The following is an 18,814-nucleotide window of genomic DNA, read 5'->3' as shown; positions in this document are numbered from 1 at the left end:
TGCTGAGGACCGGCTCATTCACCCCACGTAGCGGCGGGCCTTCGAGGTGCGCTGGGGCTCTTCCAGCAGGCGCAGGCCGTGTTCGACGTGCGGCGGGACCACCTTGCGGTCGCGGAGGACCCAGGGCAGGCCGCGCAGCACGTCGAGCAGGGCCGCCGCCGTGGCGCCGTCCAGCGGCGCCGTGCGCAGGACTTCGCGGCCGCGGCGGACGACCGCCGGCCACGGGCGGCGGAGCAGGAGCGTCCACAGGGTGTTGCGGATGCCCAGGCGGCGGCGGTGCCGCGGGTCGCGCAGCTTCGACGGCGCGTGGTGGATCACGACGTCCTCGGCCCAGCACATCCACCAGCCGCGCGCGGCGAGGTCCAGTGCGAACAGCTCCTCCTCGCCGCCGAGCCACATCCGCGTCGAAAAGCCGCCGACTTCGCGGAACGCGCTGACGCGGACCGCCGTCAGCCCGGCCATGATGCCGAGCAGCGCCGGTCCCGGCAGCCAGTCCGGGCCCGGCACCGGCGACTCGCGCAGCTCCGGGGTGATCGGGTCCTCGGCCAGCCCGGGCTCGACCAGGCAGCGCCCGGTCACCGAGCCGAGACCCGGGTGCGCGTCCAGGAGATCCGCCGCCCGGGTCAGCGCGCCCGGCTGCCAGGTGGTGTCGTCGTCGCAGAACGCGACGTACGGCGTCGTCACCTCTTCGACGGCGATGTTCCGCGCGACCGCGCCGAGGTTCTCCGCCAGCCGGAACAGCCGGACGCCGGGGAACTCGCGGGCCACCATGTCGGCCGTGCCGTCCGCGGACCCGTTGTCCGCCACGAAGATCGGCGGGTCGTCCGGCAGCGAAGTCATGTGCGCCAGGGTCTCCCGCAACTGCTCGCGCCGGTTGCAGGTGATGATCACGACCGAGATTCGCGCCATTCGGCGGTCCTTTCCAGAGTCCGGGCCTGGTGTTCGACGTGGTCGGGCAGGACGCGCCGGGAACTCAGCGCCCGCGCCAGCCGGGGCACCGCGCCGAGCACGGCACCCGGCGCCGCCACGAGCGTCCGCGCCACCTCCCGGCGGCAGACCTGCGGTGGCCGGCGCAGCACGGCGATGAGCAGCCGGTTGCGCAGTTCGGCACGGCGCCGCCAGGACGACGGCGGCCGCGACCGCGACGGGTGGTGGTGCGCGCGCAGCCGGCCGACGTAGCAGATGTCCCAGCCGTGCGCGGCCAGGTCGTAGGCGAGCAGCTGTTCCTCCGCGCCGAAGTGCAGCAGCGGGCTAAAGCCGCCGACCTGCAGGTACGCCGTGCGGCGGACGATCGCGGAGCAGGCGAGGAAGCCCAGCACCAGCGGCCCGGGCGCGCCGTCGGGGTGCCCCAGCGGGCTGCGCTCCATCTCGGGCGTCACCGGGTCGTCCCGGTTCTCGGGGCCGACGAGCGTGCGCGCGGCGAGCAGGCCGGTCCGCGGGTGCTCGTCGAAGATCCGCTCGGCTTCGGGCAGGGCGCCGGGCGCCCACCACGAGTCGTCGTCGCTGAACGCCACGTAGGGTGTCTCGGCGACGATGACGCCGAGCGTGCGGGCGGCGGCACCGAGGTTGTGCGGCAGCCGGATCAGCCGGACGCCGGGGTAGCGCGCGGCGACGTCGGCCGTGTCGTCCTCGGAAGCGTTGTCCAGCACCACGACCGGTGGCCGGGGGTCCAATGAGGACAGTTGCGCGAGGGTGCGCGCCAACTCCGCGGCGCGGTTGTGGGTGGCGATGACGACGGTCGTGCGCGCGCTCACCGCGAGCCCGCCAGTTCGGCCACCAGCGCGGCCAGGGACGGCACCGGCGGTGGCGGGACCGCGGCGGACAGGCACCGCTCGAGCCGGGCGTCGAGCAGAGCGGTGTCCCCCGCGTCCTCGGCGGCCGCGACCGGCCAGCCGAGCGCCTTCGCCTGCGCGGTCAGCTTTCCACCGCCGGCCACGGGATCGACGGCGACCACCGGCACCCCCGCCTTCAGGCCGAGCACGAGCCCGTGCAGCCGCGTGGTGACGAGGGCGTCCATTCTGGACACCAGGGAAACGAACTGGTCGGGCGTGGCACACCGCTGCCAGTCCTCGTGCGCCAGCCTCGTGTCCAGCGACACCCGCGCGCAGTCCAGGCTCGCGACCCAGCGGGTCAGCGCGTCGTGGACCTCGGCGTGCCGCCCCGCGCCGCCGTATTCACGCTGGCGCGGCGCGAGGACCACACCGAGCACCGACGTCCGTGAGACGGACGCGGCCAGGGAAAGGTCCGCCGTGGCGCCGTCGTCGCGGGGGAAGACCCGGTGGAACCCGGTCACCGCCGGGTCGGCGGGATCGGGCACCGACACGCCGGCGGCGATTCGGCGGCAGGACGCGTAGCGCTCGTGCAGCGAACGCACCTGCGGCCCGTGCACCGGGCCGCAGGTGAACACCACGTGCGTGTAGTCCTCGGGCGGCGCGTCGGGCAGGTGCCGGGTGCCGGGCCGGAAACCCGGGCTCCACGCGACGTCGTGGTCGATCCCGGCCTCGGTGAGCGCGGCGCCGGCCGCGCGCAGGCTGAGGACGTCCCCCGCGGTCGCTTCGCCGTGCAGGAAGGAGGCCCAGCCGGTGAGCAGAACTCGCATGCCCGGCGGGGTACCCACCTGCCGGTGGCTAAACGGGTTTGCCCCCACCGCGGCCGGGTAGCCGGATCGGCATGACGATTCCCGGGACGACCAGGCGGTTCGAGCGTGCGGTGGTGACCGGTGGGGCCGGCTTCGTCGGCGCTCACCTGTGCGAGCTGCTGCTCGAAGAGGACATCGAAGTGATCGCCGTGGACAACCTGGCGACGTCCTCGGCGGACACCCTCGACGCGCTGCGCCGCCACGAACGGTTCCGGTTCGTGCGCCACGACGTCACGCAGCCGATGCCGCTGACCTGCCGGGCCGACGTCGTGTTCCACCTGGCGTCGGCCGCGTCGCCCCGCGACTACCTCGCGCTGCCGATCGAGACGCTGCGCGCCGGTTCGCACGGCACCGAGAACGCCCTCGACCTGGCCCGCCGCGACGGCGCCCGGTTCGTGCTCGCGTCCACGAGCGAGGTCTACGGCGACCCGCTCGAACACCCCCAGCGGGAAGGGTATTGGGGCAACGTCAATCCCGTCGGCCCGCGAAGCGTCTACGACGAAGCGAAGCGTTACGCCGAAGCCTTGACGTCGGCCTACCGCCGCGAACACGGCGTCGACACGGGCATCGCCCGGATCTTCAACACCTACGGCCCCGGCATGCGCGCCCACGACGGCCGGATGATCCCGGCTTTCCTCGACCAGGCGCTGAAAGGCGTGCCGGTCACCGTCACCGGCACCGGCGAGCAGACCCGGTCCATCTGCTACGTCGAAGACACGGTCCGCGGCCTGCTCGCGCTCGCGCGGTCGGACCACCCCGGGCCGATGAACATCGGCAACCCGCACGAGCTGACCGTGCGTCAAGTGGCCGAGCGGATCAAGGAAATCACCGGCTCGGAGTCCCCCGTGGAGTACATCGACGCCGTCGTCGACGACCCGCAGCGGCGCTGCCCCGACATCGCCCTCGCCCGGGACGTCCTGGGGTGGGAACCGAAGGTCGACGCGGACGACGGCCTCCGTCGCACAGCGGCGTGGTTCCGCCGGGCACCGTCGCTCTGAGTAGCGACGCCCAGGGCTTTTGCCCTCGATCGTTTATCAACGACTTCGCCGGGTAGCGCTAGGGACGAGAGCGGACGGGAAGAGTCCGCACCGGAACGCCAGAGGCAGGTCGATGCGCATACTCGGGATCAACGCCGTCTTCCACGACCCGGCCGCCGCACTGATCGTGGACGGGGAGATCGTCGCCGCGGCCGAAGAAGAACGCTTCAGCCGCCGCAAGCACGGCAAGCAGGCCGTCCCGTTCTCCACCTGGGAGCAGCCCGCCCAGGCCGCGGCCTGGTGCCTCGAGCAGGCCGGACTGTCCGCGAAGGACCTCGACGCCGTCGGGTACTCGTACGACCCCGCGCTGGTCGAACCCGGCCTGCCGGGCCACGACCCGAGCGGCGAAGAGCTGCGGACCGAATTCGCGAAGCGGGCGCCGCTGTTCCTGAAATCCGCTTTGCCCGGGCTGGACCCGGGAATCGTCAAGTTCGTCCGGCACCACGTCGCGCACGCCGCGTCGGCCGCGCTGGCCGCGCCGTTCGGCGACTGCGCCGTGCTCGTGGCCGACGGCCGCGGCGAGAGCACCTCCTACCTGGCCGGGGAATACCGCGACGGCCGCTTCAAGGAGCTGGCGGCGCAGCGCCTCCCGCACTCGCTCGGCCTGCTCTACGAAGACCTCACCGAACACCTCGGCTTCGCCCGCTCCAGCGACGAGTACAAGGTCATGGCGCTCGCTTCCTACGGGAAACCCGAGTACCTGGACCAACTCTGCGAGCACGTGCACGTCACCGGCGACGGCGGCTTCCACGCCCACGGCGTCGACCTCGCCGCGCTGGCCCCGCGCCGCGAAGCCGGCGAGGAGCTCACCCGGCGCCACGCCGACCTCGCCGCCAGTGTCCAGAAAGTCCTCGAGGACATCCTGCTGGAGCTGGCGGACTGGCTGCACGACCGCACGGGCCAGCGCGACCTGGCGCTGGCCGGGGGCATCGCGCTCAACTGCGTCGCCAACAGCCGCCTGCACGCCGAAGGCCCGTTCGACCGGATCTGGGTGCAACCCGCGGCGGGTGACGCGGGCACGGCGCTCGGCGCGGCCCTGCAGCTCGCCGCCGACGCCGGGGAACGCGGCGCGCCGATGGGCGACGCCGGCCTCGGTCGCGAATGGACCGACGAGCAGCTCGAAGAGATCCTCCTCAAGGCGAAGCTGCCGTACGAACGTCCCGGCGACCTCGCCGAGACCGTGGCCGAAGCGCTGGCGAACGACGAGGTCGTGGCCTGGTTCCAAGGCCGCGCCGAATTCGGCCCGCGTGCACTCGGGCACCGGTCGCTGCTGGCGCACCCGGGCCGCAAGGAGAACCTGGAACGCCTCAACGACGTCAAGGGACGGGAGCAGTTCCGCCCGGTGGCGCCGATGGTGCGAGCCGAGCGGGCGGCCGAGATCTTCACCCGCGGCCCGCTGCCCAGCCCGTACATGCTGTTCGTGCACGACGTCGCCGAGGAGTGGCGCGACCGCATCCCGGCCGTCACGCACGTCGACGGCACCGCCCGCGTGCAAACCGTCGAAGAGCGCGAAAACCCCGTGCCGGCGCGGATGCTGGCCGCGTTCGAGCGGCGGACCGACCTGCCGGCCGTGATCAACACGAGCCTCAACACCGCGGGCCGGCCGATGGTCGACTCGCCCCGCGACGCGCTCGAGTGCTTCGGCTCGGCGCCGATCGACCTGCTCGCGCTGGGGCCGTTCGTGCTCCGGCGTCCCCGTCCGACCCGAACCGGCGCGGCGTCGCCGGAGGAGAAGGAGGTGCCGTGATGGAAGACCATCTTGCCGCGTTGGCCGAAGCCGCCCGGCGGACCCGGGAATCCGCTCCCACGATAACCGCGTGGGGACGCCACCTCGCCGGCGTGTTCGAGTCCGGCGGCCGGCTCCTGGCGTGCGGCAACGGCGGCAGCGCGGCCGAAGCCCAGCACCTGACCGGCGAGCTCGTCGGCCGGTTCCGCCACGAACGGCAGCCGCTTTCGGCGATCGCGCTGCACGCGGACACCTCCGCGACCACGGCCATCGTCAACGACTACGGCGACCACGAAGTCTTCGCGCGCCAGGTGCGCGCGCACGGGCGGCCGGGCGACGTCCTGGTCTGCCTGTCCACCAGCGGCACCAGCCAGAACGTGGTCGCCGCGGCGAAGGCCGCGCACGAACTGGGCGTCACGACCTGGGCGCTGACCGGCCCCGCCCCGAACCCCCTCGCCGCGTTGTGCGACGACGCGGTCACGGTCGAGGCGCCGACCGTCGCGACCGTCCAGGAGATGCACCTGGCCCTGGTCCACGGTCTCTGCGCGGCGCTCGACGACGCGCTCGGAGTGACCGCGTGAAGCCGCTGGTCATCCTCGGCGACACGCTCCTCGACGTCGACGCCGAGGGCACCGCCGAGCGGCTGTGCCCGGAGGCGCCGGTGCCGGTGGTCGACCTGACCGCGCGGCGCCGCCGCCCGGGCGGCGCCGGCCTCGCGGCCCTGCTGGCCGCGCGGTCCGCGGCCGAGGTCGTGCTGGTCACGCCGCTGGGCGACGACGAAGGCGGGCACGCGCTCACCGGGCTGCTCGAACCGGACGTCACCGTCGCGCCGCTGCCGCTGCGCGGCACCACGGTGTGCAAGACCCGGGTCCGCGCCGGCGGGCAGTCGTTGGTGCGCCTGGATTCCGGCGACGGCACGGCCACCGCCGACCCACCGCCGGACCGGGTGCGCGAGGTCCTGGCGGACGCCGGCGCCGTCCTCGTCGCCGACTACGGCCGCGGCGTGACGCGCAACCCGCACCTGCGGCGGCTCCTGCGCGAACTGTCCGACCGGATCCCGGTGGTCTGGGACCCGCACCCGCGCGGCGCCCAGCCGGTGCCGGGCACCCGGCTGGTCACCCCGAACCTCGCCGAAGCGCGCACCGTGCTCGCCGGGCACGAGGAGCCGGCCGAGCTGGCCAAGCTCCTGCGCGGGCACTGGCTCGCCGACACGGTCGCCGTCACCGTCGGCGCGCGCGGTGCCGTGCTCGCCGACGGCCTCGGCGAAACGGCCGTGCCGGTCCCGGCCGCGGCGCGGGCGCCGGGCCACTCCGCGCCGGACACGTGCGGCGCGGGCGACCGGTTCGCCGCGGCCGCCACGGCGGCCCTGCTCGACGGCGCGGACACGACCGAGGCCGTCACGACGGCGGTCGAGGCGGCCGCCCGGTTCGTCGCCGCGGGCGGGGCCACCGCACTGTCCACGAACGACGGTCCGGTGGCGGACCCGCAGCCGGCCACCGACGCCTTCGGCCTCGCCGAGCGCGTCCGGGACCGCGGCGGCCGCCTGGTCGCCACCGGCGGCTGCTTCGACCTGCTGCACCCGGGGCACGTGAGCCTCCTGCGGCAGGCGCGCGCCCTCGGTGACGCGCTCGTCGTCTGCCTGAACTCCGACGCGTCGGTGCGGGCCCTCAAGGGACCCGGCCGCCCGCTGGTCCGGGACCGCGACCGGGCCCGGCTCCTCACCGCCTTGTCCTTTGTGGACGCTGTCGCGGTCTTCGACGAGTCGTCGCCGGCCGCCGTGCTGGAGCGGCTGCGCCCGCACGTGTGGGTCAAGGGCGGCGACTACGCGGCGGCCGACCTGCCCGAACGCGACGTCGTCGAGCGGCACGGCGGTGAGGTCGTGCTCGTCCCGACCGTGCCCGGCTACTCGACGTCCCGGCTGGTCGCCGCCGCGGCCAGTGCCTGATTCCCCCGATTTCCGAAGGAGTGCGATGCGACCCCTCGGCAACGTCCTGATCACCGGTGGCGCGTCCGGCCTCGGTGCCGCCACCGTCGACGCCGTCCGCAAGGCGGGCGGCACCCCGTACGTCCTCGACCGCGTCCGCCCCGAGGACCCGGCCGAATACGTCGAAGCCGACCTGACCGACACCGCCGCGACCGAGGCCGCGGTGCGTGAGCTGGCCGAACGCGCGGGCGGTCTCGACGGCGTCTTCACCGCCGCCGGCACCGATGCCTGCGGGCCGCTCGGCGAAGTGTCCACAGCGGACTGGGAGCGGGTCGTGAAGGTGAACCTGCTCGGCACCGCCGCCGTCGTCCGCGCCGCGCTCCCCTTCCTGGAGCGGTCGCGCGGCACGGTCGTCACGGTGGCGTCCACGTTGGGCATCAAGGCCGTGAGCGACGCGACCGCCTACTGCGCCTCGAAGTTCGGCGTCGTCGGGTTCACCCGCGCGCTGGCCGCGGAGCTGGCCGGGCGCGTCGGCGTCACGCTGCTGATCCCGGGCGGGATGTGGACGCACTTCTTCGACGGCCGCACCGACCAGTACAAGCCGCCGCCGGACGCGAAGCTCAACCAGCCCGAGAACGTGGCGAACACCGTGGTCTTCGCGCTCCAGCAGCCACCGGGCTCGGAGGTGCGCGAACTCGTCGTGTGCGCGTCGGAGGAGGGGTCGTGGCCGTGAGCTCCGCGGTCCTCGTGCTGCGCGCGCTCGGGCTCGGCGATCTGCTGACCGGGGTCCCCGCGCTGCGGGCGCTGCGGGCCGCGTACCCGGACGACCGCCTGGTCCTGGCCGCGCCGGAGGGGCTGCGCGACCTCGTGGAGCTGATCGACGCGGTCGACGAGCTGCTGCCGACCGCGGGCCTCGGCGACCTGGCGTGGCCCGGACCGCCGCCGAGGCTGGCCGTCAACCTGCACGGCAGCGGCCCCGAAAGCCTCCACGACCTGCTGGCCACCGATCCCGGCGAACTGCTGACCCACCACCACCCCGACTTCCCCGACGTCCCCGGCCTCGCCTGGCGCGACGACGTCCACGAGGTCGACCGCTGGTGCCGGCTCGTCGAGTACGCCCACCTGGAGGCCGACCGCACGGCGCTGCGGCTGCCGGTGCCGCCGGGCCCGAGCCCCGCGCCGGACGCCGTCGTGGTGCACCCCGGCGCCGCGTTCCCCGCCCGTCACTGGCCGCCGGAGCGGTTCGCCGGCGTGGTGCGGGCGCTCGCCGCGGCCGGGCACCGGGTGGTGCTCACCGGCGGCGCCGCCGAACGCGAGCTGGCGTCGTCGATCGCCGACCGCGCCGGGCTCGGCGACGACGCCGTGCTGGCCGGGCGGACGGACTTGGCGGAACTGGCCGCACTGGTGGCCGGGGCCGCGCTGGTCGTCTGCGGCGACACCGGCGTCGGGCACCTCGCGACCGCCTTCGGCACGCCGTCGGTGCTGCTGTTCGGCCCGACGCCGCCGCGGCTGTGGGGCCCGCCGCCGTCCGCGCGGCAGCACGTCGTGCTCTGGGCCGGGAACGTCGGCGACCCACACGGGCAGGAGCCCGACGGCGGATTGCTGCTCCTCGGCGAGGAACGGGTGCTCGCCGCGGCCCGCTCGGCGCTGGAAGCGCGGGTGGCGCATGGCTGAGCACATCGGGATCGTCGGCGCGGGCTACGTCGGTCTGACCAGCGCCGCCTGCTTCGCGCGGCTCGGGCACCGAGTGACCTGCGTGGATGCCGACGAGTCCAAAGTGGACGCTCTGCGTCGGGCCGAGGTGGCCATCGCCGAGCCCGGCCTGCCCGAGCTGGTCACCCAGGGCCTCGGCGACGGCACGCTCACCTTCACCGACGCCCAGGCCGAGCTGTACGGCGCCGACCTCGTCTTCCTGTGCTTGCCGACGCCGCCCGCCGAGGACGGCCGGCCCGACCTCGGCGTGCTCGAGCAGGTCGTGCCGCAGCTGGGGCGCCTGCTGCGGCCCGGCTGCGTGGTGGTCACGAAGTCGACGGTCCCGGTCGGCACCGCGGCCCGGCTGCCCGGGTTGCTGGGCCGGGACGACCTGCCGGTCGTGGCCAACCCGGAGTTCCTGCGCGAAGGGCACGCCGTCGAGGACTTCCTGCACCCGGACCGGGTCGTGGTGGGCACCGACCCGCCGAATTCGGCTCCGGCGCAGCGGATCGCCCGGCTGTACGAGCCGACCCGAGCCCCGGTCGTGGCCACCGATTCGGCCAGCGCCGAGCTCGCGAAGTACGCCAGCAACGCGTTCCTCGCGGTGAAGCTGTCCTATGTGAACGTCCTCGCCGAACTGTGCGAGCGGTTCGGCGCCGACGTCCGGGAGGTCGCCCGCACCATGGGCCTGGACGCGCGGATCGGCCCGGAGTTCCTCGCCCCCGGCCCCGGCTGGGGCGGTTCGTGCCTGCCGAAGGACACCTCGGCGCTGCTGCACGCGGCCGAGTCGGCGGGGGTCGAGTTCGGCATCCTGCGCGACGCGGTCCGCGTCAACGCCCGGCAGCGGGCGCGCGTCGTCCGAGCGGTGCGGCAGGCCGTCACCGGCTCCGCGGCAGGCTCCCTCGCCGGCGCCCGGATCGGCCTGCTGGGCCTGGCGTTCAAGGCAGGCACGGGTGATTTGCGTGACTCGCCCGCCCTGGCGGTGGCGGCCGACCTGGCCCGGGCGGGCGCGGAACTGGCCGCCCACGACCCGGCGGTCGGCGCGGTGCCCGGCCTGGACGCCGTCCAGGTCGTCGACGACCCCTACCTGGTGGCCAAGGACGCCGCCGCGCTGGTCGTGCTCACCGAGTGGCCGGAGTTCCGCGATCTCGACTGGGCCCGGCTGGCCGCGTCGGCCGCGCAGGCGGTCGTGGTCGACAGCCGCAACCTGCTCGACCCCGGCACCCTCGCCGAGGCCGGCTTCACGCACATCGGTGTCGGCACCCACCCACGGAGGCAGTCATGACCCTGCGCGTCCTCGCACTGACCTGCACGCTCAAGCCGTCGCCGGCGAAGTCGAGCAGCGACCTCATCGCGCGCCAGCTGCTCGACCTCTTCGCCGAACGCGGCGTGCCCGGCGAGGTGGTCCGCGTGGTTGACCACGACGTCCGCCCGGGCGTCGAAGCCGACATGGGATCGGGCGACGAATGGCCGGAGATCCGCCGCAAGATCGCCGCCGCGGACATCCTGCTGATCGCCACCCCGACGTGGGTCGGGCACATGTCGAGCGTCGCCCAGCGGGTGCTCGAACGGCTGGACGCGGAACTGTCCGAAACCGACGACGAGGGCCGTCCGTCGATGTTCGGCAAGGTCGCGGTCGCGGCGGTGGTCGGCAACGAGGACGGCGCCCACAAGATCATCGCGGACCTGTTCCAGGCGCTGAACGACACCGGCTTCACCGTGCCCGCCCAGGGCGCCACGTACTGGAACGGCGAAGCCATGCAGGGCGGCGACTACCAGGACCTCGACGAGACGCCGAAGGCCGTGGCCTCGACGAACGCGACGCTCGTCCGCAACGCCGTCCACCTGGCGAACCTGCTCGGCGCCCAGCAGTACCCGGCCTCCTGACGACTCCGTTCGAGTGACGTGCTTGCGCCGGACGAGTGTGGTCCCGGTCACGGGGGTAAGCCGGCGGGAACCTTCGACCCGACAGGGGGCACCATGCCGAACCGAGTGATGATCAACCAAGACAGCACGCCCATCCCCTGCGAGGAGTGCGGTCTGCCGACCCTCTACGTCGCCCGCCTCGTGTCGGGCGACGGCGCCCTGCTGGGCCAGACGATGGTGTGCACCACCTGCCGTCAGCACCGGGCGGACGCGCACGCGACGGCGGTGCGGTAGCGCGTTCCCGGGCGCGGCTGCTTCTCCCGGTGTGACGGCTGGGCCCGGTCCGGGACGGCCTGCCCGGCCGCTCGCGGTCAGCGGTTTTCCAGCTTCTCCACCAGCAGTCGCGCCGGGAGGGTCAGCGTGCCCAGGCCCAGCCGGGCCGGCACCCCGTCGCCCTCGGCCGTCACCAGCCGCTCCTCCAGCTTCTCGAGCAGCGCGCGGCACTCCTCCAGGTCGACCGGCCGGCCGGCCACCGCCACCGCCTGCACGGCACCGGCCAGCCGGTGCGCCAGGTCCGCCAGCGAGTCCCGCGCGTCCGGCCAGGGGTACTCGAACGGGTGCCGGTCCGCCCGGGCCGTCGTGGTGCGCACCGCGGCGATCAGCTGGGACACCGCCGGCCACAGGGCAATCAGTGTCCGAAGTGGACGCTCCCGGTGTGTCCCGGCCTTCGGGTGGCCGCGGCGCAGGTTCAGCACGCGCCCTTCCCGCGTCAGGCCGACCGCTTCCTCGGCCACCTGCACCTGGCTTCGCGCGTCCTGAGCCTGCGACAGCAGATCGTCGAGGTCACCCGGCTCGTCGCGGCGCACCAGGTCGGACAGCGACTCGAGCAGGCCCGCCAGTGCCGTCGCGAGCCGGTCGGTCGCCGTGGCCAGGCGTTCGCCGTAGAGCGGCGGGAAGATCAGCGTGTTCACCGCGACGCCGATCGTCGCGCCCAGCGCCGTCTCCAGGAGCCGGTCGCCCATCAGCGCCAGGTCCCGGGCAGTGCCGTAGGAGACCAGCAGCATCCCGGTGACACCGACCCAGACTCCCGCGTCCCCGAAGCGCCGCCAGCTGCCCGCCAGCAGGCCGGCGAAGACGACGACGGCCAGCGCGACCGCCTGCCCCGGGATCAGCTGGCCGGCCACGGCCGCGAGCAGGACGCCCGTCGCAACCGAGCCGACCTGCTGGACCCACCCGCGCACCGACCGGTACACGGTCGCTTCCACCAGGAAGATGGCCGCGTACGGGGCGAGGAACGGCTGCGGCAGCTTGAGCACCAGCGTCGCCAGGAGCCACGCCGCGGTCGCCGCCAGCGTGGCCTTCGCCGCCTGGACGACGATCCGGCGTTCACGGCCGGGCACCCGCAGCGCGCGGGCGAACCAGCCCACCGGCGTCCGGTCGTGCCGTTCGGTGTCCACCGGAGCGAACGCGGCGGCGAGGCCGCGCTTGACGTCGTCCCCCGCTGTCAGCCGGAGGGCGCGGGCACGCCGTCCGGTCATGCCGGCGGGGCGAGGTGCACGAGCTTCGTCTGCGTCAGCTCGTCGAGCAGCTCGGGCCCGTAGCCGTAGCCGTTGCCGCTGCGCCCCCGCGGGTGCGCCGCCCCGCCGGGCGCGCCCCCGAACACGTTGTTGACCTTGACCGTCCCGGCCGGCAGCTCCCGCCAGGCACGCTGGGCGTGGGCCATCGACGCGGTGAGCACGGTCGCCGCGAGGCCGTAGTCGCCCTTCGCGGCTTCGGCGAGACCTTCGTCGAAGTTGGCGACGACCTGCACCGGGGCCACCGGGCCGAACGTCTCTTCGGTCATCACCCGCAGGCCGGACGCGCAGCCGGTGAGCACGGTGGCCGGGTAGTGCGCGCCGGGACCGTCCGGCACCGCTCCCCCGGTCAGCAGCCGGGCGCCGCGCTCGACGGCGTCCTCGACGTGCGAGTGCACGTGGTCGCGGTGCCGCCGGTCCACCAGCGGGGCGAGGGTCCGCGCCTCGGCTTCCTTGACCAGCGCCGCCAGGAACGGCTCGGCGACGGCTGCACAGACGTAGATCCGTTCGACGGCCACGCAGATCTGGCCCGAGTTGGCGAACGCGCCCAGCGCCGCCTGGCCCGCGGCCCACGCCGGGTCGACGTCCGCGTCGACGACGAGGGGGTCGTTGCCGCCGTTCTCGAGCAGCGTCTTCGCACCGGTGGCGGCCGCGCTCGCGGCGATCGACCGGCCGGTCGCGGTGCTGCCGACGTGCGCGAGGACGTCGACGTCGTCACGCATCGCCAGGATCGCGCCGACGCCGCCGTCGCCGTGCAGGGTCTGCAGCACGCCGCCGGGCAGCACACCGGACAGGATTTCACCGAGCAGTTGCCCCGTGTGCGGCGCGCGCTCACTTGGCTTGTGCACCACGGTGTTGCCGGTGGCCAGGGCCGCGCCGAGCAGCCCGCAGGCCACCGCGACCGGGTCGTTCCACGGGGTCAGCGCGACGACGACGCCCCGCGGCTCGGGCACCATGAGGTCCGTCGCGCCCGGGTCGCCGAGCAGGCTGCGCCCGCGGTGGACCGGGCCGAGCTCGGCGTACTGGTCCAGCGTTCCCGCGCCCGCCATGATCCCTTCGCGGGCTTCGTCGCGTGGACGTCCGGTCTCGGACTCGTTGGCCGCGGCCAGTTCGCCGGCTTGGGCCCGCAGCCGGTCGGCGGCGGTGTGCAGCAGTGCGCCCCGTTCGGCGGCCGGGGTCCGCGCCCACGCGGCCCGGGTCTCGTTCGCCAGCGCCAGGGCGGCGTCGATCTCGTCTTCGCCGGCGGTCGGCACGCTGCCCACCACGCTGCCGTCGGCCGGGTTCCGGATTTCGATGGTGCCCGCGGTCATCCGCACCTCCTTCGTGTCCTTGCCCGGTTACCCGCACGTCCGCGATCGACACGCCGTTTGACCGCGTCCGTCGCGGGTAGCCCACCGCGGTGACTGCTTCGCTCGACTACACCGTGGTGATCCCCACGACGGGCCGGGAGACGCTTCGGCCATTGCTGGAAACCCTGCTCCTCGGGGACGGTCCGCGCCCGGCGGAGATCCTCGTCGTCGACGACCGCCCCGGCGGGTCCGATCTGGACGTTCCCGCCGGTGTCCGCGTACTACGGTCCGGGGGACGCGGCCCGGCGGCGGCGCGGAACCTCGGCTGGCGCACGGCGAAGAGCGAGTGGATCGCCTTCGTCGACGACGACGTCGTGCTCGCCCCCGACTGGCCCCGGCAGCTGGGCGAGGACCTGCTGTCCCTGCCGGCCGACGTGGCCGCGTCCCAGGGCCGGATCACGGTGCCGTTGCCCGCGGACCGGCGCCCCACCGACGACGAGCGGAGTACGGCCGGCCTCGAGCACGCCCGGTGGATCACCGCGGACATGGCCTACCGCCGCGACGCGCTCGTCGAGGCCGGCGGCTTCGACGAGCGGTTCCCGCGCGCGTTCCGGGAGGACTCCGACCTCGCGCTGCGCGTCGCCGAAGCCGGGCACCGGATCGACCGGGGCGCGCGGCTGACGACGCACCCGGCCCGCCGCGCCGGGTTCTTCTACAGCCTGAAAGCCCAGCGCGGGAACGCGGACAACGCCCTGATGCGCGCCAAGCACGGTGTCCTCTGGCGGCAGCGCACGGGCGCCGGCCAAGGGCGGCTGGGACTGCACGCACTGTCCACAGTGGCCGGTCTGGCCGCGCTCGGCCTGAGGGTGGCGGGGCAGCGCGGGAAAGCCGTGCTCGCCGCCGGGGTCTGGGCCGGGCTCACGGCGGAGTTCGCCGCCCACCGGATCCTGCCGGGTCCGCGGACCCCGGGCGAGGTGGCCCGGATGGTCGTCACCAGCGCGCTCATCCCGCCGGCCGCGTGCTACCACCGGGTCCGCGGGGAGATCGCGGCCCGGCGCCCGAAGCCGCCGGTCGCGGTGCTGTTCGACCGGGACGACACCCTGATCGTCGACGTTCCCTACCTGTCCGATCCGGACCGGGTCCGGCCGATGCCCGGCGCCGTCGACCTGGTGCGCGGGCTGCGCGACCGCGGCGTGCCGGTCGGCGTGGTGAGCAACCAGTCGGGCGTCGCGAAGGGACTGATCACCCCGGAGCAGCTCGCGGCGGTGAACGCCCGCGTCAAGGAGCTGTTCGGGCCGTTCGGCACGTGGCAGGTCTGCGTCCACGACGACGGCGACGGCTGCGACTGCCGCAAGCCCGCGCCCGGCATGGTCTTCCGCGCGGCCGGCGAGCTGGGCGTCGATCCCGCGTCCTGCGTGGTCATCGGCGACACCGGCGCCGACGTCGACGCCGCCCTCGCCGCCGGGGCCCGCGCCGTGCTGGTCCCGACCGCGCGCACGCTCGGACCCGAGATCGCCCGGGCCCGCCGGCACGCCGCCGTCGCCCGCGACCTGTCCGAGGCACTGCGCGTCGCCGGGGTGGCCGGATGAGCCGGGTGCTCGTCGCCCGGCAGGACAACCTCGGCGACGTCCTGCTCGCCGGGCCCTGCGTCCGCGCGGTCGCCGCGCGGTCGTCGCACGTGACCCTGCTGACCGGTCCCCACGGCCGGGCCGCGGGCGAGCTGCTGCCCGGCGTCGACGAGCTGATCACGTGGACCGCGCCGTGGATCGACCCCGAGCCGCCACCGGTGACCGCGTCGGATGTCGAGGCGTTCGTCGCGCTGGTGCGCTCCCGGAAGTTCGACCGGGCGCTGATCCTGACCTCGTTCCACCAGTCGCCGCTGCCACTGGCCTTGCTGCTGCGGCAGGCCGGCGTGCCGTGGATCGGCGCGATCTCCGAGGACTACCCGGGCAGCCTGCTCGATCTTCGCCACCGCGTCGACGGCGACCCGCCCGAGGCGGTCCGCATGCTGTCGCTCGCCGAGGCCGCCGGGTACGCGCTGCCGCCGGACGACCACGGCGCCCCGGCGCTGCGGCGCCCGCTGCCGAACGTGGCCCGTCTGACCGGCGGCGGGCCGTACGTCGTCGTGCACCCCGGGGCCTCGGTCCCGGCCCGCCAGCCGTCCCCGGCGTGCAGCCACCGGATCGTGCGGGCACTGGTCGTCCAGGGCCATCGCGTGGTCGTGACGGGCGCGCCGTCCGAACGGCTCCTGACCCAGCGGGTGGCGGGCACCTCGGCGGTGAACCTCGGCGGCCGGACGTCGCCGGCCGAGCTGGCGGCGGTGCTGTCGGGAGCGCAGGTCGTGGTCGCGCCCAACACGGGTCCGGCGCACCTCGCCGCGGCGGCGGGCACGCCGGTGGTGTCGCTGTTCGCCCCGGTCGTGCCGGCGGCGCGGTGGGCGCCGTACGGGGTGCCGGTCGTGGTGCTCGGCGACCAGCGCGCGCCGTGTCGCGACAGCCGGGCCCGCGTCTGCCCGGTGCCGGGTCACCCCTGCCTGGACGCGATCGACCCGGCCGACGTCTGCCGCGCGGTGACCGACCTCGGCGCGGTCACCTCGGCCGGCACGGCGATCACGTCCGCGTTGTAGCAATGTCCACTTCGGACAGGGGACGGCGCGACCGGTCGGAAGAACCGGTCACCGCGGTGTACAGCTGGCGTGCCAAGCCCGACCGGGTCGACGAGTTCGCGGAGTGGGCCCGCGGCGCGACGGCCGAGGCCGCCCGCTACCCGGGCAACCTCGCGGCGACGGTCGTGCACAACGAGGACAGCCGCGACTTCCACGTCGTCCACCAGTTCGCGACCCGGCGCCAACTGCAGAACTGGCTCGACTCCCCGGAGCGGCGGAAGTGGCTGCGCCACGCCCGGACGTTGGCGGCGACCAAGACGGCCCAGCAGCACCGCACGGGCCTGGAGACGTGGTTCCACGTCCCGTCCGAGGCGATCGCGACGATGAAACCGCCGCCGCGCTGGAAGATGTGGCTGATCTCGCTGGTCGCGGTCTACCCGCTGGTCCTGGGCTTCCAGGCGTGGGTGGTCCCGCTGACGGCGTCCTGGCCGCTCCCGCTGCGGGCGGCGCTGTTCCCGGTGGTCCTGCTGACGACGATGACGTACGTGGTGATGCCGGCGGTGACCCGGCTCCTGCGCCCGTGGCTGTGACGGCCCGAGCGAGCGGCAGCCCGCCCGGGCCCGCACCTGATCAGCCGCCGATCTCCTTGCTCACGCCGCTGGGCCCTTCGTAGGTGCGGTCGGGCAGGCCCCGCACGACCTCGAGGGTGTCCTTGTCGGCGCCGTTGCGCTCGGCGGCGCTGACGAGGTCGTCACGCTGGGCCGGGTAGTCGACACCGGAGAGGTACTTCTGCAGCTCGATCGGGTTCGGCTTGCTCACGGGAGTCTCCTTCCGTTCGGGGAACGGCCCGGTTACCCCGTCGACCGCCGGACACACGCTCAGCTCGGCACCGGTTGTTCCTCGGCGGGGTGGAGCTGCCGCACCTTCGCGTCCGGATGCCGCGTCAGCGGCTGCACCGGCAACGCCGGCGTAGCGGCCTCACGCTCCAAGTGCCGCAACAGGATCCCTTCCCGCAACGCCCACGGGCAGATCTCGACGCTCGGCACGTCGAGCGCCGTCAACGTCACCTCGGCCGCGAGCGCTCCGGCCTCGACCTGCGGGGCCCGCGGCCGCGAGATGCCCCGGAGCGCGGCTCGCTCGGCCGCCGGAGTCCGGGCCGGCCGCGGGAGCCACTCCCGCAGGTCCGCGACCACCAGCTCGCGCGTCACGAAAGGCCCCTTGCGCTGCGGTGCCGCGCCGGGCAGCCGGGACAGCTGCTTGAACGTCTTCGACGTCGCCACGACCCGCCGCGGCGGGCCCTCCCAGCGCAGCCGGTCCAGCACTTCGGACAGGGTGTCGCGCACGTGCCGGCGCACGGTCTTCAGTTGCTTGCGCGTCGGCGGGTTGGCCGTCAGGAACTCGCGGGTGAGCCGGCCCGCGCCCAACGGGAGCGAAATCGCCAGCTCGGGTTCCTCGTCGCGGCCGAGGACCAGCTCCATCGACCCGCGCGCGTTTAGGCATGCGACGACGTGGTAGCCGCCGACGAACGAGAGGAGAGGCCCGTGTCCCTTCCGGCGCCACTGCCCACCGAAGCCGCGTCGCCGCGGCGTGCCGTCGTGACCGGTGCCGACTCCGGCATCGGTCGCGCGGTGGCCGTCGCCCTCGCCGGCGGCGGCCTGGACGTCGGCATCACCTACCACTCCGACGCCGACGGTGCCGAGGAAACCGCGTCCGAAGTCCGTTCGCGTGGCGTCGCGGCCCACGTCCGGCAGCTCGACCTGACCCGGCTGCCCGAAGCCGCCGACGTCGTCGACGCGTTCGCCGGAGACCTCGGCGGGATTGACGTCCTCGTCAACTGCTCGGGCACCGGCAGCAGCCAGCGCGTCCTCGACCTCGGCTACGAGAAGTGGCGTGAAGTCCTCGACGTCGACCTGGACGGCGTCTTCCTCCTCGCCCAGCGCGCGGCGCGGCACATGATCGACGCCGGCCACGGCGGCCGCATCATCACGATCACGAGTGTGCACGAGCACGTCCCGCGTGTCGGCGCCGCGCCCTACTGCGCCGCCAAGGCCGGGGCGGGCGCGCTGACCCAGGTGCTCGCCTTGGAACTGGCCGAACACGCCATCACGGTGAACTCGGTGGCTCCTGGCGAAATCTCGACGCCGATGACGGGCCAGGCCGACGCCGATCCGCGCGAGCAGCAGCGGCCCGGCATCCCGCTCGGCCGCACCGGTCACGCCGCCGAGGTGGCGGCCGCCGTCGCCTTCCTCGCGACGCCCGCCGCCGGGTACATCACCGGCACGTCGCTCGTCGTCGACGGCGGCCTGCTCCTGATGGGCGCCCAGCACGGCACGGCACACGCCGGCCACGACTGGCGTTCCCCCTGAGACCAGGGGCCCGCGCCCGGGCTGCAGGGACCGGCGCGGGCCCCCGCCCCGGGCCGGACGGCGGATCCCCCAGCCCGCCGTCCGGCCCCTCTTCGGT

Annotated in this window: 20 protein-coding genes; 13 read left to right on the top strand and 7 right to left on the bottom strand. The window is 74.6% G+C overall.

Annotation, left to right across the window (positions count from 1 at the left end; translation table 11 throughout):
- Positions 1-18 precede the first annotated feature (18 nt).
- The 3 genes from OG738_RS32170 to OG738_RS32160 are packed head-to-tail and all read right to left on the bottom strand — an operon-like array spanning position 19 to position 2,599.
- Positions 19-909, bottom strand: coding sequence for a glycosyltransferase family 2 protein (locus tag OG738_RS32170; protein ID WP_329046592.1), 891 nt, complete (start codon positions 907-909; stop codon positions 19-21).
- Positions 888-1,754 carry a glycosyltransferase family 2 protein gene (locus tag OG738_RS32165; RefSeq protein WP_329046590.1) on the bottom strand — a complete coding sequence of 289 codons (867 nt, stop codon included), beginning with the start codon at positions 1,752-1,754 and terminating at the stop codon, positions 888-890. Before OG738_RS32165 ends, OG738_RS32170 begins: the two co-directional genes overlap by 22 nt.
- Positions 1,751-2,599 carry a polysaccharide pyruvyl transferase family protein gene (locus tag OG738_RS32160; RefSeq protein WP_329046588.1) on the bottom strand — a complete coding sequence of 283 codons (849 nt, stop codon included), beginning with the start codon at positions 2,597-2,599 and terminating at the stop codon, positions 1,751-1,753. The genes OG738_RS32165 and OG738_RS32160 overlap by 4 nt, the downstream gene beginning before the upstream one ends.
- Before the next feature lie 71 nt (positions 2,600-2,670).
- Here OG738_RS32160 and OG738_RS32155 point away from each other — a divergent pair, with 71 nt between their 5' ends.
- The 9 genes from OG738_RS32155 (at position 2,671) to OG738_RS32115 (ending at position 11,177) form a co-directional block, all read left to right on the top strand.
- A complete protein-coding gene (locus OG738_RS32155) occupies positions 2,671-3,636 on the top strand; it encodes an NAD-dependent epimerase/dehydratase family protein (RefSeq protein ID WP_329046587.1) in 966 nt (321 codons plus the stop codon).
- A gap of 112 nt (positions 3,637-3,748) precedes the next feature.
- Positions 3,749-5,422 carry a carbamoyltransferase family protein gene (locus OG738_RS32150; RefSeq protein ID WP_329046585.1) on the top strand — a complete coding sequence of 558 codons (1,674 nt, stop codon included), beginning with the start codon at positions 3,749-3,751 and terminating at the stop codon, positions 5,420-5,422.
- Positions 5,422-5,982 (top strand): D-sedoheptulose-7-phosphate isomerase, encoded by a 561-nt coding sequence (locus OG738_RS32145; RefSeq protein WP_329046584.1) that lies wholly within the window; start codon positions 5,422-5,424, stop codon positions 5,980-5,982. The genes OG738_RS32150 and OG738_RS32145 overlap by 1 nt, the downstream gene beginning before the upstream one ends.
- Entirely contained in the window at positions 5,979-7,346 is a 1,368-nt protein-coding gene (locus OG738_RS32140) for a PfkB family carbohydrate kinase (RefSeq protein WP_329046582.1), read from the top strand. Before OG738_RS32145 ends, OG738_RS32140 begins: the two co-directional genes overlap by 4 nt.
- 25 nt (positions 7,347-7,371) lie before the next feature.
- A complete protein-coding gene (locus OG738_RS32135) occupies positions 7,372-8,058 on the top strand; it encodes an SDR family oxidoreductase (RefSeq protein WP_329046580.1) in 687 nt (228 codons plus the stop codon).
- The gene (locus tag OG738_RS32130; RefSeq protein ID WP_329046579.1) at positions 8,049-8,999 is read left to right on the top strand and encodes a glycosyltransferase family 9 protein; all 951 of its coding nucleotides are present in this window, start codon (positions 8,049-8,051) and stop codon (positions 8,997-8,999) included. Before OG738_RS32135 ends, OG738_RS32130 begins: the two co-directional genes overlap by 10 nt.
- Complete coding sequence (locus OG738_RS32125) at positions 8,992-10,302, top strand: UDP-glucose dehydrogenase family protein (protein WP_329046578.1); 1,311 nt, start codon at positions 8,992-8,994, stop codon at positions 10,300-10,302. Before OG738_RS32130 ends, OG738_RS32125 begins: the two co-directional genes overlap by 8 nt.
- On the top strand, positions 10,299-10,904 hold the full coding sequence (locus tag OG738_RS32120) for a flavodoxin family protein (RefSeq protein WP_329046577.1): 606 nt from the start codon (positions 10,299-10,301) through the stop codon (positions 10,902-10,904). Before OG738_RS32125 ends, OG738_RS32120 begins: the two co-directional genes overlap by 4 nt.
- Before the next feature lie 108 nt (positions 10,905-11,012).
- The gene (locus OG738_RS32115; protein ID WP_329046576.1) at positions 11,013-11,177 is read left to right on the top strand and encodes a hypothetical protein; all 165 of its coding nucleotides are present in this window, start codon (positions 11,013-11,015) and stop codon (positions 11,175-11,177) included.
- A gap of 77 nt (positions 11,178-11,254) precedes the next feature.
- Here OG738_RS32115 and OG738_RS32110 read toward each other — a convergent pair whose 3' ends face one another.
- Both OG738_RS32110 and OG738_RS32105 read right to left on the bottom strand, forming a co-directional pair.
- Complete coding sequence (locus OG738_RS32110) at positions 11,255-12,421, bottom strand: FUSC family protein (protein ID WP_329046575.1); 1,167 nt, start codon at positions 12,419-12,421, stop codon at positions 11,255-11,257.
- Positions 12,418-13,767, bottom strand: a complete 1,350-nt coding sequence (locus OG738_RS32105; protein ID WP_329046574.1) for an aldehyde dehydrogenase family protein — start codon at positions 13,765-13,767, stop codon at positions 12,418-12,420. The genes OG738_RS32110 and OG738_RS32105 overlap by 4 nt, the downstream gene beginning before the upstream one ends.
- 89 nt (positions 13,768-13,856) lie before the next feature.
- On the opposite strand from OG738_RS32105, the gene OG738_RS32100 reads away from it, so the two are divergent.
- Genes OG738_RS32100 through OG738_RS32090 form a run of 3 tightly spaced genes read left to right on the top strand, consistent with a single transcriptional unit; the run spans position 13,857 to position 16,941 of the window.
- Positions 13,857-15,335 (top strand): HAD-IIIA family hydrolase, encoded by a 1,479-nt coding sequence (locus OG738_RS32100; protein WP_329046573.1) that lies wholly within the window; start codon positions 13,857-13,859, stop codon positions 15,333-15,335.
- Positions 15,332-16,372, top strand: a complete 1,041-nt coding sequence (locus tag OG738_RS32095; protein ID WP_329046572.1) for a glycosyltransferase family 9 protein — start codon at positions 15,332-15,334, stop codon at positions 16,370-16,372. Before OG738_RS32100 ends, OG738_RS32095 begins: the two co-directional genes overlap by 4 nt.
- A 2-nt stretch (positions 16,373-16,374) precedes the next feature.
- The gene (locus OG738_RS32090) at positions 16,375-16,941 is read left to right on the top strand and encodes an antibiotic biosynthesis monooxygenase (protein ID WP_329046571.1); all 567 of its coding nucleotides are present in this window, start codon (positions 16,375-16,377) and stop codon (positions 16,939-16,941) included.
- 40 nt (positions 16,942-16,981) lie between these two features.
- On the opposite strand, the gene OG738_RS32085 is transcribed toward OG738_RS32090, so the two are convergent.
- On the bottom strand, positions 16,982-17,170 hold the full coding sequence (locus OG738_RS32085) for a DUF2795 domain-containing protein (protein WP_329046569.1): 189 nt from the start codon (positions 17,168-17,170) through the stop codon (positions 16,982-16,984).
- Positions 17,171-17,229: 59 nt separating this feature from the next.
- A complete protein-coding gene (locus tag OG738_RS32080) occupies positions 17,230-17,829 on the bottom strand; it encodes a Ppx/GppA phosphatase family protein (protein WP_329046567.1) in 600 nt (199 codons plus the stop codon).
- Between the two features lie 63 nt (positions 17,830-17,892).
- On the opposite strand from OG738_RS32080, the gene OG738_RS32075 reads away from it, so the two are divergent.
- Positions 17,893-18,717 carry an SDR family oxidoreductase gene (locus OG738_RS32075; protein ID WP_329046566.1) on the top strand — a complete coding sequence of 275 codons (825 nt, stop codon included), beginning with the start codon at positions 17,893-17,895 and terminating at the stop codon, positions 18,715-18,717.
- Positions 18,718-18,814: the final 97 nt, after the last annotated feature.

The organism is Amycolatopsis sp. NBC_01488, from assembly GCF_036227105.1.
GTDB lineage: Bacteria > Actinomycetota > Actinomycetes > Mycobacteriales > Pseudonocardiaceae > Amycolatopsis.
This window is presented reverse-complemented; position numbering and strand designations above follow the sequence as displayed.

Coding starts and splice junctions, on each gene's coding strand:
- OG738_RS32160 (WP_329046588.1), bottom strand. CDS start 2,599: ATGCGAGTTCTGCTCACCGGCTGGGCCTCCTTCCTGCACGGCGAAGCG.
- OG738_RS32080 (WP_329046567.1), bottom strand. CDS start 17,829: ATGGAGCTGGTCCTCGGCCGCGACGAGGAACCCGAGCTGGCGATTTCG.
- OG738_RS32155 (WP_329046587.1), top strand. CDS start 2,671: ATGACGATTCCCGGGACGACCAGGCGGTTCGAGCGTGCGGTGGTGACC.
- OG738_RS32105 (WP_329046574.1), bottom strand. CDS start 13,767: ATGACCGCGGGCACCATCGAAATCCGGAACCCGGCCGACGGCAGCGTG.
- OG738_RS32115 (WP_329046576.1), top strand. CDS start 11,013: ATGATCAACCAAGACAGCACGCCCATCCCCTGCGAGGAGTGCGGTCTG.
- OG738_RS32150 (WP_329046585.1), top strand. CDS start 3,749: ATGCGCATACTCGGGATCAACGCCGTCTTCCACGACCCGGCCGCCGCA.
- OG738_RS32090 (WP_329046571.1), top strand. CDS start 16,375: ATGTCCACTTCGGACAGGGGACGGCGCGACCGGTCGGAAGAACCGGTC.
- OG738_RS32145 (WP_329046584.1), top strand. CDS start 5,422: ATGGAAGACCATCTTGCCGCGTTGGCCGAAGCCGCCCGGCGGACCCGG.
- OG738_RS32125 (WP_329046578.1), top strand. CDS start 8,992: ATGGCTGAGCACATCGGGATCGTCGGCGCGGGCTACGTCGGTCTGACC.
- OG738_RS32170 (WP_329046592.1), bottom strand. CDS start 909: ATGGCGCGAATCTCGGTCGTGATCATCACCTGCAACCGGCGCGAGCAG.
- OG738_RS32120 (WP_329046577.1), top strand. CDS start 10,299: ATGACCCTGCGCGTCCTCGCACTGACCTGCACGCTCAAGCCGTCGCCG.
- OG738_RS32110 (WP_329046575.1), bottom strand. CDS start 12,421: ATGACCGGACGGCGTGCCCGCGCCCTCCGGCTGACAGCGGGGGACGAC.
- OG738_RS32095 (WP_329046572.1), top strand. CDS start 15,332: ATGAGCCGGGTGCTCGTCGCCCGGCAGGACAACCTCGGCGACGTCCTG.
- OG738_RS32135 (WP_329046580.1), top strand. CDS start 7,372: ATGCGACCCCTCGGCAACGTCCTGATCACCGGTGGCGCGTCCGGCCTC.